Origin of the sequence: Allokutzneria albata, assembly GCF_900103775.1 — a bacterium.
Taxonomy (GTDB): domain Bacteria; phylum Actinomycetota; class Actinomycetes; order Mycobacteriales; family Pseudonocardiaceae; genus Allokutzneria; species Allokutzneria albata.
Map to the genome: position 1 here is coordinate 1,398,962 of NZ_LT629701.1, position 16,506 is coordinate 1,415,467.

At 70.4% G+C, this 16,506-nt stretch carries 16 protein-coding genes and 1 pseudogene; 8 read left to right on the top strand and 9 right to left on the bottom strand.

All coding sequences use genetic code 11. The features are described 5' to 3' along the window. Positions 1-142: 142 nt before the first annotated feature. Positions 143-316 (top strand): hypothetical protein, encoded by a 174-nt coding sequence (locus tag BLT28_RS06095; RefSeq protein WP_197683980.1) that lies wholly within the window; start codon positions 143-145, stop codon positions 314-316. A gap of 156 nt (positions 317-472) precedes the next feature. On the opposite strand, the gene BLT28_RS06100 is transcribed toward BLT28_RS06095, so the two are convergent. Then, complete coding sequence (locus BLT28_RS06100) at positions 473-793, bottom strand: hypothetical protein (RefSeq protein ID WP_052408137.1); 321 nt, start codon at positions 791-793, stop codon at positions 473-475. 456 nt (positions 794-1,249) lie between these two features. After that, the gene (locus BLT28_RS06105) at positions 1,250-1,852 is read right to left on the bottom strand and encodes a TetR/AcrR family transcriptional regulator (RefSeq protein WP_030433227.1); all 603 of its coding nucleotides are present in this window, start codon (positions 1,850-1,852) and stop codon (positions 1,250-1,252) included. 104 nt (positions 1,853-1,956) lie between these two features. Between BLT28_RS06105 and BLT28_RS06110 the strand changes: the two genes are divergently transcribed. Further along, positions 1,957-2,739: an SDR family oxidoreductase gene (locus BLT28_RS06110; RefSeq protein ID WP_030433226.1), complete on the top strand. Its 783-nt coding sequence runs from the start codon at positions 1,957-1,959 to the stop codon at positions 2,737-2,739. Here BLT28_RS06110 and BLT28_RS06115 read toward each other — a convergent pair. From BLT28_RS06115 to BLT28_RS06140, 6 genes are all read right to left on the bottom strand, one after another. Continuing rightward, a complete protein-coding gene (locus BLT28_RS06115) occupies positions 2,726-4,654 on the bottom strand; it encodes an FAD-dependent oxidoreductase (RefSeq protein ID WP_030433225.1) in 1,929 nt (642 codons plus the stop codon). The two genes, BLT28_RS06110 and BLT28_RS06115, sit on opposite strands and share 14 nt — an antisense overlap. A 224-nt stretch (positions 4,655-4,878) precedes the next feature. Further along, positions 4,879-6,621 (bottom strand): ABC transporter ATP-binding protein, encoded by a 1,743-nt coding sequence (locus tag BLT28_RS06120; RefSeq protein WP_030433224.1) that lies wholly within the window; start codon positions 6,619-6,621, stop codon positions 4,879-4,881. After that, positions 6,618-7,697: a hypothetical protein gene (locus tag BLT28_RS06125; RefSeq protein ID WP_030433223.1), complete on the bottom strand. Its 1,080-nt coding sequence runs from the start codon at positions 7,695-7,697 to the stop codon at positions 6,618-6,620. Before BLT28_RS06125 ends, BLT28_RS06120 begins: the two co-directional genes overlap by 4 nt. After that, the gene (locus BLT28_RS06130; RefSeq protein ID WP_156051752.1) at positions 7,694-8,491 is read right to left on the bottom strand and encodes a DUF1611 domain-containing protein; all 798 of its coding nucleotides are present in this window, start codon (positions 8,489-8,491) and stop codon (positions 7,694-7,696) included. Before BLT28_RS06130 ends, BLT28_RS06125 begins: the two co-directional genes overlap by 4 nt. A gap of 497 nt (positions 8,492-8,988) precedes the next feature. After that, on the bottom strand, positions 8,989-9,732 hold the full coding sequence (locus BLT28_RS06135; protein WP_081900785.1) for an ABC transporter ATP-binding protein: 744 nt from the start codon (positions 9,730-9,732) through the stop codon (positions 8,989-8,991). Next, positions 9,729-10,808, bottom strand: coding sequence for an ABC transporter permease (locus tag BLT28_RS06140; protein ID WP_030433220.1), 1,080 nt, complete (start codon positions 10,806-10,808; stop codon positions 9,729-9,731). The genes BLT28_RS06135 and BLT28_RS06140 overlap by 4 nt, the downstream gene beginning before the upstream one ends. A gap of 306 nt (positions 10,809-11,114) precedes the next feature. Between BLT28_RS06140 and BLT28_RS06145 the strand changes: the two genes are divergently transcribed. From BLT28_RS06145 to BLT28_RS06165, 5 genes and pseudogenes are all read left to right on the top strand, one after another. Beyond that, positions 11,115-12,326 carry a sensor histidine kinase gene (locus BLT28_RS06145; protein WP_030433219.1) on the top strand — a complete coding sequence of 404 codons (1,212 nt, stop codon included), beginning with the start codon at positions 11,115-11,117 and terminating at the stop codon, positions 12,324-12,326. Then, the gene (locus BLT28_RS06150) at positions 12,323-12,958 is read left to right on the top strand and encodes a response regulator (RefSeq protein WP_030433218.1); all 636 of its coding nucleotides are present in this window, start codon (positions 12,323-12,325) and stop codon (positions 12,956-12,958) included. The genes BLT28_RS06145 and BLT28_RS06150 overlap by 4 nt, the downstream gene beginning before the upstream one ends. Before the next feature lie 85 nt (positions 12,959-13,043). Further along, positions 13,044-13,442 (top strand): ArsR/SmtB family transcription factor, encoded by a 399-nt coding sequence (locus tag BLT28_RS06155; RefSeq protein ID WP_030433217.1) that lies wholly within the window; start codon positions 13,044-13,046, stop codon positions 13,440-13,442. Next, positions 13,439-14,092 (top strand): SRPBCC family protein, encoded by a 654-nt coding sequence (locus BLT28_RS06160; RefSeq protein ID WP_030433216.1) that lies wholly within the window; start codon positions 13,439-13,441, stop codon positions 14,090-14,092. The genes BLT28_RS06155 and BLT28_RS06160 overlap by 4 nt, the downstream gene beginning before the upstream one ends. Before the next feature lie 126 nt (positions 14,093-14,218). Next, positions 14,219-14,774, top strand: a pseudogene (locus BLT28_RS06165) (DUF998 domain-containing protein). A gap of 57 nt (positions 14,775-14,831) precedes the next feature. Here the strand turns inward: BLT28_RS06165 and BLT28_RS06170 are convergent. Further along, positions 14,832-15,275, bottom strand: a complete 444-nt coding sequence (locus BLT28_RS06170; protein ID WP_043813973.1) for an enediyne antibiotic chromoprotein — start codon at positions 15,273-15,275, stop codon at positions 14,832-14,834. 394 nt (positions 15,276-15,669) lie between these two features. Between BLT28_RS06170 and BLT28_RS06175 the strand changes: the two genes are divergently transcribed. After that, positions 15,670-16,506 (top strand): helix-turn-helix domain-containing protein, encoded by an 837-nt coding sequence (locus BLT28_RS06175; RefSeq protein WP_081900783.1) that lies wholly within the window; start codon positions 15,670-15,672, stop codon positions 16,504-16,506.

Genomic DNA, 16,506 nt, shown 5'->3' on the forward strand with positions numbered 1-16,506 from the left:
TGCAACGAACGAACAACAGGAGTTGTCGAGCTTGTCTACCAAAAAGCGTGCCGCGGCCGTTCTCGCCGCGGCCGCCGGAGTCATGGCCGTCGGTTCACCGGCCTCCGCCATCGGCGTCAACGTGAATGATCAGCCTACCGGCGTGACCATGCTGAACAACGTCAGCGTGCTGCCCGTGCAGACCTGCGGCGGGGCGCTCGACGTCCTCGGGCTGCCCCTGCCGCTGACCGGGCGGCCCGCCGCGGGCGAGTGCACCAACGCGCCGGTCCACGACGAGGACCAGGTGATCATCACCGGAAGCGAGGTCGGGCGCTGACACGACTGTGGGGGAGCCGCGTCCGCGGCTCCCCCACAGCGTCCGGCACGTCGAAGGAGTCTCCCCGCCGCACAGCGCATGCCCCTGCACCGGTGCGGTGACAGCACCACGGGGGACCCGGCCTGGACCCCGGGTCCCCCGTGACGGTGCCGCCGATCAGCCGCTGTGCTGCGACGATCCGCCGTCCTCCAGGTCCGCCGAGGCGCAGTTGTACGGGTGGTCGTTCTCCGCCTCGTTGTCGCCGCGGGACAGCAGCGGCACGTTGAGCCCGTTGGCCACGTTGCGCAGCGGAACCTGGACGCCGAGCACGTTGATGTTGTTCTCGCAGACGCCCAGCGCGGCGTCGACGTTGTGCAGGACGTCGGTGTTGTTCAGGTTCACCAGGCCGACCTGACCGTCCCGCTCCCCGTCGTGGTGTCCGCGGTGGTCGTGCTCGCCGCCGGGCGCGGCCGAGGCCATGCCCGCGAGCGCCATCATTCCCGCGGCCGCGGTGGCGGCGACGAATCCAGCCTTCTTCACTGAAAAGCTCCCTTGAACAGTTTTCTTCGGACAGGTGGGGACCGAGAACGGAATCGGACGCGAAGCCTAGGAAACCTCGTGCCGCGTGAAACGTACAAGATCGCGCTCGGGAAATTCCACTTCGCTGCGTCCATCGTGTTCCGATGTGAAATCGGGGGTATTAGGTGCCGTCCACTCAGTGGTCACGTGTTTCCGAGGCGCGCTCGTGTGCTGACGTGACTTTTTTCGATTCAAACCTGATCGCCGGAAATTCAAGAGATTCCCGGGAACGGCGTATCAGTGCTGGTGGGGTCCGCGGCCGCGTGGAGTGCGGTGCCGGGGCGCCGCGCGGCCGAAGGCCGGCGACGCCCCTACCGTGCGACAGCGGCTTCACCGGCGTGGGTCATCCGGCCGACGAGCGCGCCACCACGCGGGTCACCGCGCGTGATCGTCCCCGAACCCGCGCAGCAGCGTGTCGACGATCAAGGTGGTCAGGGCGTCGATGTCCGCGTCGGCGGTTCCGCCCTGGGTCACCTCGTGGATGAGCGCGTAGTAGCAGCGTCGCGCCCAGTCGACGTCGACATCGGCCCGTAGCAGCCCGGTCGCCTGCGCTCGACGGAAGAGCCGGTCGCACTTCTCCAGGACCTCGGCGTGCACGCGCGCGATCTCCGGGTCCGCGGAACCGGCTGCCCGGGTCATGGCGAAGCCCCAGCCGATCTTGACGCGGAGCACGTCCGCGGTGACCCGGTGGAGGACGACCAGCGGGGGAGCGGTCTCGGACGCCGCGCCGTCGACCGCGGTGGCGAACTGCTCCGTTGCCCACCGCATCAGGGCGTCGATCAACGCCTCGCGCGTGGCGAAGCGCCGGTGCACGGTGGTCCGGGCGACGCCTGCGGACTCGGCGATCTGCTCCATGGTCGCCGTGGGATCAGCCAGGAGCACGCGGTCAGCGGCCTCCAGGATCGTGCGCACCGTCCGTTCCGCGTCCGCCCGGAGCGGCTTGCCGTCGACGCGAAAGCGCCCCTGCTGCGTTGCCATGCGCAAACACTACATCGCAGTAGCTTGAGTGCCCATAGTTGCAACATCGGTGTTGCACATTATAGCTTCAGTGCATCGCTGATGATGCATCGAGGAGGCATGACATGGATCTGCAGCTGGGAGGGCGGACCGCCGTGGTGACCGGAGCGAGCAGGGGGATCGGGTTGGCCACCGTCGCGGCCCTGGCGGGTGAGGGCATGCGGGTCGTCGCTGCCGCTCGGACGGTGGCACCGGAACTCAAGGAGCTGGGGGTGATCGCGATCCCGGTGGACCTGGGGACCGCCGACGGCCCGGCGCGCCTGGTCGACGCGGCAGTGGCGGAGCTGGGAGAGCTGGACGTGCTCGTCAACAACGTGGGCGGAGGCGACGGCGGAGTGACGGGTGGCTTCCTGGACGCGACCGACGAGCAGTGGGCGGAGATCTACGGGCTGAACCTGTTCGCGGCGGTTCGCACCACCCGGGCGGCGTTGCCCAGTCTGCTCCGGCGCGGTGGCGCGGTCGTCAACGTCTCCTCGAACGGAGCACGGATTCCGCACGCCGGTCCGATCGCGTACACGACGGCGAAGGCGGCTCTCACGGCATTCGGGAAGGCGATCGCGGAAGAGTTCGGCCCGCAGGGCGTTCGCGTCAACACGGTGTCGCCCGGGCCAGTGCGCACGGCCATGTGGGAATCGCCGGACGGGTACGGCGCCCAGCTCGCCGCTTCGCTCGGGCTGACGCGGGAACAGCTGGTGGCCGGGCTGCCCGCGACGATGGGCATGACGACGGGACGTCTCGTCGAGCCGGCCGAAGTCGCCGCGCTGATCGCCTACCTCGCGTCGCCGCTCGCGGCGAGCACCACCGGCACCGACCACGTCATCGACGGAGGTGCGGTCAAGACGGCCTGACGACGACACCCGTCTCCCGCCGCGCGTCCGCCAGTGTCGCCGATCCGAGCGCGCTTTCCAGTTGCTCCCACCGCGTCACCAGGTCCGACATCATGAGCATCATGACGTCGGGGAAGGCGTAGAGGAAGCTCTGGTACCGGTAGTGGTCCAGGTAGAACACGACGACGTCGTCGCTGAGCGCCGTGACCGAGGTGGTGCGAGCGTTGAAGAAGAGGTCGTGGTGGCCCAGCAGGGCGCCACGGCCCAGCACCGCGCGTTCGTAGATGCCACCGAAGTCGACCTCGACCTCACCGCTCATGACGAGGAACACCCCGTGCGCGGAATCGTCCTCCCGGAACAGGGAATCGCCCGCGCTGAAAGGGATCTCGTCGAACATCGACGCGAGCGTCTCCAGTTCGGAGTCGACCAGCGAGGCGAACAGGCGCACCCCGTGCGGGTCGACGCTCTCCCGCAGGCACGCCACCCGCTCGCTCAGCTCGTGCTCGGAGAGGTGCGTCATCCGCATCCGCACGAAGCGCAGCATCCGGTCGGTGTTGCGTGACTGACGACGCGAGGTCCCGGCGCTCGGCGGGGTGTAGACGGTCGGGTTCCCGCTGATCCGGGCGGCTTCGCGCCTGCCGGACTCGTAGGCGCTGTGCACGCATCCCCAGTGGTAGGGGTTCGTGCCTTCGCCCGCGAAGAACAGGCGCTCGCCGACCGGTTCGGCGAGCGTGCCGATGTCCTTCGACGAGGCGTTGACGCCGATGCAGGTGTACGAGCCCCGCGCGAAGGGATCGGTGGACCACGCGGTGCGCGAGACGTGCTCGGGTGCCGGCACGTCGGCACCGAAGACGTCCTCGACGACGGTGGTGGCGTAGGCGGAGACGTCCGCCTCGGACCAGCTCTCCAGCTCCCGGCCGAGCGAGGCGCCGAGCAACATGACCAGGATCGGCTTGCCGTGCGACTTCCACATGCTGATCACGACGGTGGGGTAGCGGTCGGTGTCGCGGCACAGGTAGCCGAAGACGTACTGGTCCTTGGGCCAGAACGGTTCGCGGTAGTGCAGGGCGATCTTGTTGAGGGTGCCGAAGCCCAGCCGGGCGATCGCCGAGCGCTTGTCCTCCGGCAGCGGCGGCTCGAAGCGCACCACCTCGGCCTTGAGCACCCCGAGCGGCAAGGTCACCAGCACCTTGTCCGCCTCGAAACGCCCCTGGTCGGTCGTGACCCGCACCGGAGCCGTCGTGCTGTCGATCCGCGTCACCACGTGGCGCAGCTTGACGTCCAGCCCCTCGGCGAGCGCGTCCACGACCGACTGGTAGCCCTGGTGCAGCGTGCTGTCGCCGTAGCCGTAGACCAGGTAGCCGTCCTCCCAGTACTTCAGGGAAAGCTTGTCCGGGTCCTCGGCCGCGTCCTCACGCAGGATCACGTTGAGGTGGTAGCGCACCGCCTGTTCGTCCTCGGGGGACAGGCGGCGCTCGGCGAGGATCTGGCGGAGCGCCTCGCCGAGCGGGATGTCTGGCTGCTGCTCCTTCCTCGCGATCGCGGCGCGCTGTTCGAGCTCGTGCAGCACGCCGTCGGCCAGCTCCAGGGTGCGGCTCTTGTAGCGGTGGTTGGCCAGGCGGTTGTCGGCGCCGAACAGGTCCAGGCTGTCGAAGCCACCGGTGTAGGCGCTGTCCCCGCCGACGTAGCTGAAGGGGATGCCCAGGTCTTCGACCAACTCGGTGATCGGATTGCCGTCGGTGCCGTGGATCCAGTGCGCGCCGAGGTCCACGCCGTGCTCATCGGTCCAGATCCGCCCACCGACGCGATCGCGCGCCTCCAGGACGGTGACCGGATGGCCGAGTTCGCGCAGGACGCGTGCCGCGGCAAGTCCGGAGATCCCGGCCCCCACGACCAGAACACTCGGCAGGACGTTCTCGTCACGATCTTCGGGCATCGCTCGATTGTTGGGCAGCCGGTGCGGACCCGGACAGTCCCGGATCGTGTGCTCGCACTGGGCCGTCCGGGTCGACGTCCGGCTCGGCTCTGCGGGGTCCTGCACGGTTCCCGTTGTCGATGAGGCCGCCGAACGGCAAGCTGTGTCCTTTGTGGACTCAGGAGGTCGGCGCCATCCGGCGAGACGGCCTTGGGCATCGGCCTGACAGGTTCTTCCAGTGATCTTCACCGCGTCACGAATCGACGTTGTCCTCCGTCCGGCGCCGGGGCGGTGAGAGCGACAGTGCGAGTGGCCAACCGCAGGAGCGCGGGGCGGTGCGTGGCGAGGATGACCGTGCGGCTCTCCACAAGACGGCTGAGAGCGAGGACGACGAGGTCCTCGGCGTCGCTGTCCAAACCGGAGGTCGGTTCGTCCAGCAGGATGATGGGCGCGTCGACGAGCAGCGCGCGGGCGATCCCCACCCGCTGGCGCTGTCCGCCCGACAACCCGATGCCGCGCTCGCCGACCCGCGTGTGCAGACCGTCGGGGAACAGATCGGTGAATTCGGTGACCAGCGCGGCCTCGGCCGCCTTCGCCACGTCACGGTGACCAGCATTCGGCCGTCCGTAGCGGATGTTGTCGGCGACGGTGCCGGAGAACAGGAACGTGTCCTGTTGCAGGATCGCGACTTGGCGGGACAGCCATGACCGCGGTACCGAAGCGGTGCTCCTGCCGTCGATCAAGACTTCGCCGGAGGTGGGCTGGTACAGCCCGGCGATGAGCGAGAGCATGGTCGACTTGCCTGCCCCGCTGGCACCGAGCAGTGCGATCCGCTCACCGGGGTGGACGGTCAGGTCCAGGTCGCGCAACGCGCTGCGGTCGCCGCCGTAGCTCATGCCGACACCGACGAACTCGACGCGACCGGAGACGCGACGGGGCAAGCCATCACCACGGGTGGTGGTCGGCGGAACAGGTTCGTCGAGGATCGACACGACTCGCTCCGCCGATGCCTGGGCCTGGCTGAACGTCGTGGACAGCTTCGCCAGGTTGCGGAGTGGAGTGATCATGGCGGCCAGGTAGCTCATGGCGACGACCAGGTGCCCGACGCTCCACCAGCCTCGCAGGACGCCCACGCCGCCCAGCCACAGCAGGGCCGCGGTGCCCACCGCGGTCGCCACTTCGACCAAAGGCACCCGGCGTGCCTGGATCACGGCAGCGTCCACCGCCGCGCGGACCCAGTGACCGCTGGAGGCGGTGAACCGGTCGCAGTGCAGGTCCTCACGGCCGAAGGCGCGCACGGTGCTGATGCCGTGGAGCGACTCGGTGACCAGCCCGGCCAGCTCGGCTTCGGCCGCCCGTTGCCGTCTCGCCGCCGCGTGACCGAGCCGGCGGTGGCGGACACCGATGAGCACGATCACCGGGATGCAGGCCAGCGCGATCAGACCGAACCGCCAGTCCAGCACCGTCAACGCCACGGTGTAACCGGTGGCGCAGAGCACGCCGGGCAGCAGTGTCGAGAACGCCATGACCAGTCCGTGCTTGATCCGGGTGCAGTCGACGACGATCCGGCTCACCGATTCACCCACCGGGCTCCGGTCGTGGTAGCTCAACGGCAACCTCACCAGGTGGGCGAAGGTGTCCGTGCTGATCGAGGCGCTGATGCGCTGACCAACCCCGTTCATCAGCCGGTCACCTGCGTAGTCGAACGCCCCCGACAGCAGCGCCAGCACGACCACCGCGCACGCCGCGGTGGTCAACGACATCGCCGTGTCCGTGCCGAACAGGTCCAACAGGGCGCTGAGCGGGTTGTCGGACGAGTCTTTCCCCAGTACCCGGTCGAGCACCGTCGCCAGCGGCCACGGCATGGCGAGATTGACGGCGATCTCGCAGATCCGCAGCCCGAGCCCGAGGTAGAGCGACAGCTGGTGCGGCTGGGCGTAACCACGGAACCGCTGCACCGGCCGCACGCTCTGCGTGCTTCTGGTCATGGGGATACCGCCAGCGCGCTCAGCCGCCGGCACCGGTCGCGCAGCTCGGCATTGGTGCCCTCGGGGAGGATGCCGTGTTCGGCCATCGCCGCCAGGAACTGGGGACCGTTCACGGCATCCGCTTCGCTGATCGCGCGGAGCAACGCGCTGAACTGCTTGCGGCGTCGCCTCTCCTTCGGTGCTCGTCCGCTACCGAGCCGGACCAGTCCGAGCAGCAGCGCGCGGGTGACGCTGTCGCTGTCCGCGCCGTTCGCGAGCAAGCGCTCACGACTCGACCACAACGCCGAGGCCCAGATGGTGCCGTTGGCGTGGGTGCTGCCACAGCCGCGCGGGCGCAGTGCGGCCATGGTCCGCCGTGCGTCCAGCCGGCGTCGCCGTGGATCGCTCGGCGCGAGATGCCCGCGCTGCCACCCGTAGATGTCCGGGGTCGACAACAGCACGGCGGTGAGAAAGTCCGCCGTCCCTTCGTCCAGGGCGACCTTGCCACTGTGCTGGGCAAACCGGTCCCGCAGCCCGTTGACCCGGAAATCCGCCGTGTGCCTGCACATGTGGTGGCCCACCTCGTGGCACACGATCGCCGCGTTGTGCGCGGGGGCGTGGAAGTAGCGCCCGCCGGGCGCACGGATGAATCCACAGCCGCCGCCGAGGTGCACTTCGCCCGCGACGCTGCTGGTGTGCTCGTCCGGCGTGGGCACGGATCCGGGCAACCGGTAGTGCCCGCCACCCCATCGCCCGCTTGTGCACTGCACGCCGATCCGCACCACCAGGCGCGGCAGCGGTGTTTCCAGGAGGCGACAGACCAGCCGGAACATCCGCTGAGCGTGGTAAGCGGTGTTGACGATGCCGAAGGCACGGGCCTGCCGATCCGCCTCGGCGTCGGTCAGCGGGCCGCCGCCCGCCATCGGCGCGAAGACGAGGTCCGACCCGCAGAGCAGCTCGCCGCCGCGCTCGTCCCGAACGGTCACCTCCGGCAGGGTCAACTCGGCAGGGCCGGTAACCGCAGCCTCCAGCACCACCTCGTCCAGTCGTCCAGGGCCGAGGCGGGCATCGGGCAGGTAGGCGAGGCCCCGGATCACGACGCGGTGCGAGAGGCGAGCAGTTGCACGGCCGTCCCACAGGCCAGCTGCCCGGCGGACACCACAGGCAGGCCGGTCACGGCGGCGGCCTCCCTCGCGGCCAACGGGCTCTCCGCGACCAAGCCGCTCAGTGCGACCACCCTGACACCGCGCGAACGCAACAGGTCCGCGCCGGCGCGGGCGGCCAGCGCATCCCCCACCGCCAGCACCACTCCCTCGCACACCCGGGGCAGTTCGGAAACCAGCGTCCACGTGTCCGGCTGAAGCACGCCGTCGGCGATCTCCAAGACGATCGCTTCCGCCCCCTCACGGACCAAGCCGTCGCGCATCGCCACCATCGTCGTCGCCAGCCGTTCCGCGGGATAGCCGAAGGTGGACGGCATTCCGAAGTCGAGGAAGTCCAGTACGTGACTGGCTCCGGCGTCCAGATAGGCCCAGCGGTCCTTGCCACTGCCCGAACCGGTCACCTTGGCCGCACCGACCACCAACCCGGCGCCGGTCCACCCTTTGACCAGACCCGCAGCTGTGGTCGTCTTCCCCGAGTTCATCGAGGAACCCACGACCGCCAAGGCGCCACAGGGTGGCGCCTGCTCAACGGATTCCTGCACTGGAAAGCACGGTTCCGCGAACTGTTCCAGGGACACCGGTCGCTGGTTCTCGTCGATCAGCGGCCCCAGGATCTGCAACTCCGTCGGCGGCACGCTGCGGCTGTTCCGCGACACAACGGTCCCGATCACTCCGCCGGAGGTCAACAGCTGCGCCACCTGGTCCGGCTCGTGACGCCCCTCGTACACGTCGGTCGCGTAACGGTTGCCACAGGCACCGACCACAAGGTCTCCCGGATACAGCTTGCCCCTTCTGCCGAAGACGTCCTCCAAACACCCGCGGCCACCCACGACCGACACCCGCGCCACAACGAGATCACCCGTTCGGGGAGGTGTCGCGAAGGCCCCCAGTGTGTACCGCTGGCGCGTTGCCACCCTGCGCGTGACATAGCACCACTTCGCCGAAGCGAGGCCCCTCATCCCCATCCTCTCTCGTGCCTGCCGACGCCGCGCTGCCTCCAGCGGGGTCGGGGTGATACGGCGAACTGGCGAGCTGTCGATCAGCGTCGCCGACCGCACACCGGCCTGATGAGGGAATACCGCCGTGGTTCATTCTCGGTTCAGCGCGCCGATCGCCTCCAGCGACCTGGAGGGGCTCGGCGGCGACCCACCCGGCTGCTGACCATCACCGTCGCGTGGACCGGCTGCCGAGCGGAAGGCGGCCTAAAGTGTCCTTAGTGGACGGTCTATTCCCTTTGCACCGCAGGGATGTGGACAGGCTCGCCTCCGCCTGGCTCGGCCGACCGATGGCGGGCTGCTGTCGGCACTCGCAGGCGTCCGTCCTGGACCTCGGCGATCTGGTCCACGGCGGTGAGGTGGGTTCGGTCGTGGGTGACCAGGACCGTGGAGGTCGCCTGCTGGTGGGTCAGGCGGGTGATCAGGTCGATGATCGCGGCGCCGCGTTCGTGGTCGAGGGCGCTGGTGGGCTCGTCGACCAGCAGGACCGTGGGGTCGTTCATCAGGGCACGGGCGATGTTGACGCGCTGGCGCTGGCCACCGGAGAGCTGGTGGGGGCGGCGACCGGCCTGGTCGGCCAGGCCGACCGCGTCCAGCAGCCCCATCGCCCGGCCGCGGGCCTTGGCGGGACTGCGGCCGTCGAGCTGGGCGATGACCTGGAGCTGTTCGGCGGCGGTGAGCGAGGGCAGCAGGTTGGGCTGCTGGAAGACGATGCCGATCTTGTGGCGGCGCAGGTCGGTCAGTTCCCCGCGGGTCATGCGGCTGGTGTCGGTGCCGTCGACCGTGACGGTGCCGGCGTCGGGGGTGATGAGGGTGGCGGCGACCGCGAGGAGGCTTGACTTGCCGGAGCCGGAGGGGCCGACCACGGCGGTCAGGCTGCCCCTGGGCACGTCCAGGGTGACGCGGTCGAGCGCGGTCAGGCGGCTCTCGCCGTCGGGGTAGGTGAGGGTGATGTCGGTCAGGTGCAGGCTCATCGGACGCTCCCGAGGGCGGTCAGCGGGTCGACGGAGGTGATGCGGCGGATGGACAGGGCGGCCCCGAGGGCTCCGAGCAGGATCATCACGGCGGCGGGGACGAGGACGGTGGCGGGGGTGAGGAGGAACGGCACGGCCGAGCCCGCGACGAGAGCGCCGAGGGCGGCGGCGACGCCGGTGCCGATCAAGGTGCCGCCGGTCAGCAGGACGACGGCCTGACCCAGCGCGTCGCGCAGCAGGACGGCGGTGGAGGCGCCCAGGGCTTTGAGGACAGCGACATCGCCGCTGCGCTGGATCGTCCAGACGGTGAAGAAGGCGCCGACGACCAGGGCGGAGATCGCGAACAGGAAGCCGCGCATCAGTTGCAGGGAGCCGTTTTCGGAGGCGTAGGAGCCGATCGCCGACAGCGAGTCGTCCTTGGAGACGGTGGTGGTGCCCGCGGCCTCGTCAGCCGCGTGGATGTCGGTGCCGGTGGTGGTGTTCAGTGCGATCACCGTGCTGGTGGGGCCGTCGCCGTCGCGGGGTGCGGTCTTCTGCCAGGTGCCGAGGCTGACCCAGATGACCGGCGTGTGGCTGAAGGAGGCATCGCCCCGCACTGCGGAGACGGTCAGCTTCTGCCCGGCGAGGGTGACGGTGTCCCCCGGGGTGAGGCCGAGGTCGTCAGCGGCGGTGGTGGACAGCACCGCCGACCGGTCGTCGACCTTGCCGCCGTCCGGGGCGAGCGGGGAGCCGGGCCGCACGCCGAAGGCGGACACACTGGCGCTCTTGGTGCCCGCGGTGGCCTTGGTGGTGGTGATGCCCAGCGGTTCGGCGCTGCTCACGCCGGGGAACTGGGCCCACTGCCGCCACTGCCGTGCGGTGACGGTGGAGTTGGAGTACGACAGGCCCTGCCCACCTGGCGCGGTGAAGGCGATCTTGTCCGCGGGCAGGCCGGTGATCGCGGAGACGTTCTGCTGCCCCAGCCCGGCGGTCAGCCCGGACAGCAGCCCGACCAGCAGGGTGATCAGCACGATGACGGTCCCCATCAGGGCGAAGCGCCCCTTGGCGAACTTCAGGTCTCTCCAGGCGACGAACATGGCTCGGCCTGCCCTTTCACGCGGTGGAAGCGGTACACCCCCACCATCGCCGTCGCCCCGCTGTCCGGGCATCTCCCTCAGGACCGCAGTCGGCGGGCCGAACGGTGGTACGCCGGTTCTCACTTTCGACAGAAGGCTCCGCGGGCGTCGGCGGCTGAGGGCCTGTCTGGCAGGTCCGTGTTCGCGATAGCCGGGCCGAGCCCGCCCCCGGCGGGAACGACCTCGCTGTGTCCCGACTTCGGCCTGCGGCCGGGGCGGGCTCTCATCGAACGAGACCCACCAGACAGGCCCTAAGCTGGCAGAACTGTGAACGCCGCCGCCCCCGCGCTGACCCCCACCAGCCGTGTCCTGGACTGGTGCCTGCACCTACTGATCGTCGGCCTGCTCGTCCTCGCCGCCGGCCGAGCCGTGGCAGCCGGCGCACCGCGCGCCGCAGTCGTGGCCGCGGTCCTGGGTCTGGTGTACGCGGTCGGGCCGCTCTTGCCCTCGATCCGAGCTTCTCGCCGAGCCGCGGCCCTGTGGCTGGCCGCCGTGGGCGCCGTGTGGTTGGTGCTGCTGGCTCTCTCCGCGGACGGGGTGTGGGTGGCTTTCCCGCTGTACTTCCTGCAGCTGCACCTGCTGCCGCGCCGCGCCGGTCTGGCCGCGGTGGTCACGACCGCGCTCGCTGCGGTGATCGCCTTCGCCGCCCACACCGGTTCCTTCACGCCGGCCACCGCGATCGGTCCGGCCCTCGGCGCGGCGGTGGCGGTCGCGGTGGTGTGGGGCTACCAGACCCTGTACCGGGAGAGCGAACAGCGCCGGAAACTGATCGAGGAACTCACCGCGACCCGCGCGGATCTCGCCGACGCGCAGCACACCGCCGGAGTGCTGGCCGAGCGCGAACGCCTGGCCCGCGAGATCCACGACACCCTCGCCCAGGGCCTCTCAAGCATTCAGTTGCTGTTGCGCGCTGCCGAGCGCGCCTTGCCCGGCGCACCGGAGAACGCCGCACGCTATGTCGACCAGGCCCGTCAGGCCGCGGTGGACAACCTTGCCGAAGCCCGGCGCTTCGTCGCCGCCCTCACCCCGCCCGCCCTGGAGGGCACGACACTGGCCGACGCGCTCGAGCACCTGTGCGCCACGACCTCCGCGCGTCACCCGCTCACCGCCCGCTTCCACCTCACCGGTGAGGTCACCCCGCTGCCGGCCGCCCACGAGGTGGCCCTGCTCCGGACCGCCCAGTCGGCGCTGGCCAACACCGTCCGCCACGCCAACGCCACCACCGCCGAAGTGACCCTCAGCTACCTCGGCGACCACATCGCCATCGACGTCGTCGACGACGGCGCCGGCTTCGACCCCGACCACCTACCCGCCCCCGACACCGACAGCGGCGGGTTCGGCCTGGTGGCCATGCACGCCCGGGTGCGCGCCCTCGGCGGCACCCTCACCATCGAATCCTCTCCCGGCCGAGGCACCGCCCTGGCCGCCCAGCTCCCCCTCACCCCGCCTGCCGACACCACCCCAGAGGCCCGCCCGTGACCGACACCCCCATCCGCCTCCTCCTGGCCGACGACCACCCCGTGGTGCGGGCCGGGCTGCGCGCCGTGCTGGAAACCGAACCCGGCATCACCGTGGTGGCCGAGGCCGCCACCGCCGAGGACGCCGTCGCCCGCGCCGCCGGGGGCGACATCGACGTCGTCCTGATGGATCTGCAGTTCAAGGGCGGCATGAACGGCGCCGAGGCCACCGCCGCGATCACCGCCCGGCCGGGCGCCCCCCGCGTCCTGATCGTCACCACTTACGACACCGACGCCGACACGTTGCCCGCCATCGAAGCGGGCGCCACCGGCTATCTCCTCAAGGACGCCCCGCCCGAGGACCTGGCCACCGCCGTGCGCGCCGCCGCCGCCGGCCGCACCACACTGCACCCGGCGATCGCCGTCCGGCTGATGAACCGGCTGCGCACTCCCGGCACGTCCCTGACCCGGCGCGAGACCGAGGTCCTCACCCTGGTCGCCGGCGGCCTGTCCAACCAGGCCATCGGCGCCCGGCTCCACCTCACCGAGGGCACCGTCAAGTCCCACCTGGCCCGCATCTACACCAAGCTCGGCGTCGACTCGCGAACCGCGGCCGTCGCCAGCGCCACCGATCTCGGCCTGATCCGCCGCTGAACCGCGCGTCCATCGGGTGCGGCAGGCTCCCGGCTCCTAGTTTCAGGCTTGACTTATATAAGCGGGAACTGAAACTATCGGTGCCGTGCACGCCTTCGATGTCCTCGGCGATCCGGTCAGGCGCCGGATCCTGGAACTGCTCGCAGACGGCGAACAGAGCGCGGGCGCGGTCAGCGAGGCCATCCGAGCGGAGTTCGGCATCTCGCAGCCCGCGGTGTCGCAGCACCTGCGGGTGTTGCGGGAGTCGGGCTTCGCGATCGTCCGCGCGGACGGCACCCGCCGGCTGTACGCCGTCGACTCAGGCCCCCTGCGGGAGGTCGACGCCTGGCTGGAGCGCTTCCGCGGGTTCTGGACCCAGCGCATGGACGCGTTGGGCACCGAACTCGCGCGCGGACAGCGGGAACGCCGACGGCAGAAGACCGAACCCGGCGGGCCGGCGCCCGCCGGCGGACAACCCTTGACGGAGAACGAGGAAGACACGTGATCGACATCGTCAACCAGATCAACGCCACCCACCGCGAGATCGGCACGCTCCCGGTCGCCACCGGCGAGGGGCGGTCGCTGCTGTTGCGCCGGAGCTACGACGCCGCGATCGAGGACGTGTGGAACGCCTGCACCGACCCCGACCGGATCGGCCGGTGGCTGGCCCCGATCGAGGGCGACCTGCGGCTCGGCGGCAAGTACCAGCTCAAGGACAACGCCGGTGGGGAGATCCTGCGCTGCGAGGAGCCCCACCTGATCAAGGTGACCTGGGTCCTCGGCGAGGGCATGGCGACCGAGGTCGAGGTCCGTCTCGCGCCCGATGGCGACGGCGGCACCGTGGTGGAGCTGGAGCACGCCTCGCCCGCCGAGATCGTGGACAACCTGGTGGGCACCTACGGACCCGGCCACACGATCGGGATCGGCTGCGGCTGGGACCTGTCGCTGCTCGGCCTCGACCTCTTCCTGCGCGGGGTGGAGTTCGACCCGGCGACGTGGGGGAACACCGCCGAGGGACGGGAGTTCTCCACCCGCAGCTGCCACGCCTGGGGGCCCGCGGTCCAGGCTGCCTGGGGAACCGGTGACGACGACCTCGCGGCGGCCATCTCGTTCGCGGTGCAGCACTTCGCGCCCAGCGGGGACGACAATGGCTGACCGCCGCCCGGGACCGGCACCTCGGTGGCCAGCGGGGTGCCAGGTGCTCCCGCCGGGTCGACGAGGGCGCTGCTGACCTGTGGTGCGGTCGCGGGCCCGCTCTACGTCCTCGTGGTCGTGCTCCAGATGGTGACCCGGGACGGATTCGACATCAGCCGGCACCCGGCGAGCATGCTCAGCAACGGCGACCAGGGATGGATCCAGATCGCCACGTTCCTCGTCAGCGGACTGCTGTTCGTGGCCTACGCGGCCGGGCTGCGCCGGATGCCGGGGCCGGAGGCCCGGGGGATCGACGCTGGTCGGCGTCTTCGGTGCGGGCATGGTCGCCGCGGGGGTTTTCTCCGCCGGCCCCGCCGACGGTTTTCCGCCGGGGACGCCGATCGGGCCGCCCACGAGCATGAGCCCGCACGGGATGCTGCACCTTCTCGTCGCCTCGGTGGCCTTCCTCGCGCTGATCGCCGCGTGCTTGCTGTTCGCCCGGCGTTTCGCCGCGGCGGGCCGCCGCGGATGGGCGGTCTTCAGTGCGGTGACCGGCGGGATCTTCCTGGCGTCCTGGATCTCGCTCTTCGCGTCGCAGGGCGCCCGCGTGGCCAACGTGGCCTTCGCCGTCGCGATCGCGCTCGTGCTGGCCTGGACATCGCTGCTGGCCGTGCAGCAGCTCAGGCGGCACACGGCCGAATAGGAGCCCGGACGGGGCCCGGCCTCTCCGGCGCGGAGAGACCGGGCTTTTCGCCGTGGGTCAGCTGAACGAGATGGCGGCCTGGGCGTGGGCCGACTGGGCCGCGTTCGAGGCGGCGAAACCGCAGCCGCCGGAAGCGGTCTTGCAGTCGACGGTGCCCCAGACCGAGCCGTCGAGCCGCACGCCGGTGAAGGTGCGGCGGGCGGTGGCGCGGCCGGAGGCGTTGCCGTTGCCGTCGGCGGTCAGCCGCACGGGCTCGGCGGCGTTGCAGACGTTCAGGCCGGGCTCCGGCTGGGCGCACTCGAGGACGAGCACGCTCTCGCCGGCGCCGAAGCCGGACACGGTGGCGGTGACGGCAGCGCCGTCGCTGAGCCCGGCGGCCGGGCTGATGGTCAGGCGCGCCGCGTCGGCGGAGGCCGCGGGGGCCGCGGCGAAAGCGATGCCGAAGGCCGCGGCCGCGACGGCGGCGGTCCTGGCGATGCCGGGCAGAGTGGCAGAGCGCACGCTTGTCTCCCAACGAGTTGCGTAAAAAGAATGAATTTCTTGTGCGAAGAGCGCTCTTCGATGGCAGGACAATTCACTGAACGTCGACGTCGGGCGACGTTACCGATTATTGACCTGATCGTCAATCAAATCGTTGTCTTCCTGTGGGATTTAATTTGCCGGTGATTCGGTGTTTCTGCCGGTGTTTCTGCCTGCTTTTCTGCCGATGACTCGACGCGCTGCGGGCTGCTGTCAACCCCTTTCAACCGAGGCTGTATCAGTACATTTCACGCAGAGATTCGTCGAGTTTCCAGCACTACGCCGATTGAGTGTCATACGGTCGTTATCTGCGGCTCGGGCCAGGGCCGCGTCGAGGTCGGCGTTGTCGGGGACGTCGTCGTTCTGGGGGTAGTACGTGAGTGCATTGCGTGTTTGTGAAAGTCACTCCTCGGATCCGACCGGGGAGTTCGCGGTCCTGTTGCGCACGCTGCGGGAACGCGCCTGCCTGACGCAGGAGGAACTTGCCGAGCACTCCGGATTGAGCATCCGGGCCATTTCCGATCTGGAACGCGGGCGCACGAGCAAGCCGCACCGGAAGTCCGTGGTGTTGCTGGCGCGGGCTCTGGGAATCGAGGGTGAGTCGCTGGAGGGATTCCGGCGCCTGGCCCGCCGCAAGGTCGCCGCCGCGCCCCTGGGCGCGGTGCGGTCGCTGTCGGTGGCCCCGGAGGCGGTGACCGCCGACCGGACGGACCAGGACGGCACGGCGCAGCTGGTGGAGTGGATGCGCCAGATCCTGGCGGAGGAGCCCGGACCGGCGACCGGGCCGCGGATGGTCGAGCTGGTCGGCGGGCCCGACTCGGACACCACCGGGCTGGCGGTGCGGGCGGTCGCGCGCCTGCGCAGGCATTTCCCGGACGGGCAGTTCTACCTCAACGTCGCCGCCGACGCGCGAGGTCAGGCCGGACTGGTCGACCGCCTGCTGCGGGTCTTCGGCGCCGAGGTCGACCACCGGACGCGCGAGGTGGAGCGCTTGTCCGTGCTGCGGTCGCTGCTGCGTTCGCGCAGGGCCGTCCTGGTGCTGGACAACGTTCAGGACGCTGCGGCGCTGCGGCCGGTGCTGGCCTTCGGCAGCGCGTGCGCGGTCATCGTGATCGCCCGGCGCAGGCTCGCGCTGTTCGACGGGGTCTGGACGATCGACGTCCCGCCGACCCGTCGCGCCCTCGGCTGCGGGGAGACCGCGCGCACGGCGTGA

Coding starts and splice junctions, on each gene's coding strand:
- BLT28_RS06100 (WP_052408137.1), bottom strand. CDS start 793: ATGATGGCGCTCGCGGGCATGGCCTCGGCCGCGCCCGGCGGCGAGCAC.
- BLT28_RS06105 (WP_030433227.1), bottom strand. CDS start 1,852: ATGGCAACGCAGCAGGGGCGCTTTCGCGTCGACGGCAAGCCGCTCCGG.
- BLT28_RS06110 (WP_030433226.1), top strand. CDS start 1,957: ATGGATCTGCAGCTGGGAGGGCGGACCGCCGTGGTGACCGGAGCGAGC.
- BLT28_RS06115 (WP_030433225.1), bottom strand. CDS start 4,654: ATGCCCGAAGATCGTGACGAGAACGTCCTGCCGAGTGTTCTGGTCGTG.
- BLT28_RS06120 (WP_030433224.1), bottom strand. CDS start 6,621: ATGACCAGAAGCACGCAGAGCGTGCGGCCGGTGCAGCGGTTCCGTGGT.
- BLT28_RS06135 (WP_081900785.1), bottom strand. CDS start 9,732: ATGAGCCTGCACCTGACCGACATCACCCTCACCTACCCCGACGGCGAG.
- BLT28_RS06140 (WP_030433220.1), bottom strand. CDS start 10,808: ATGTTCGTCGCCTGGAGAGACCTGAAGTTCGCCAAGGGGCGCTTCGCC.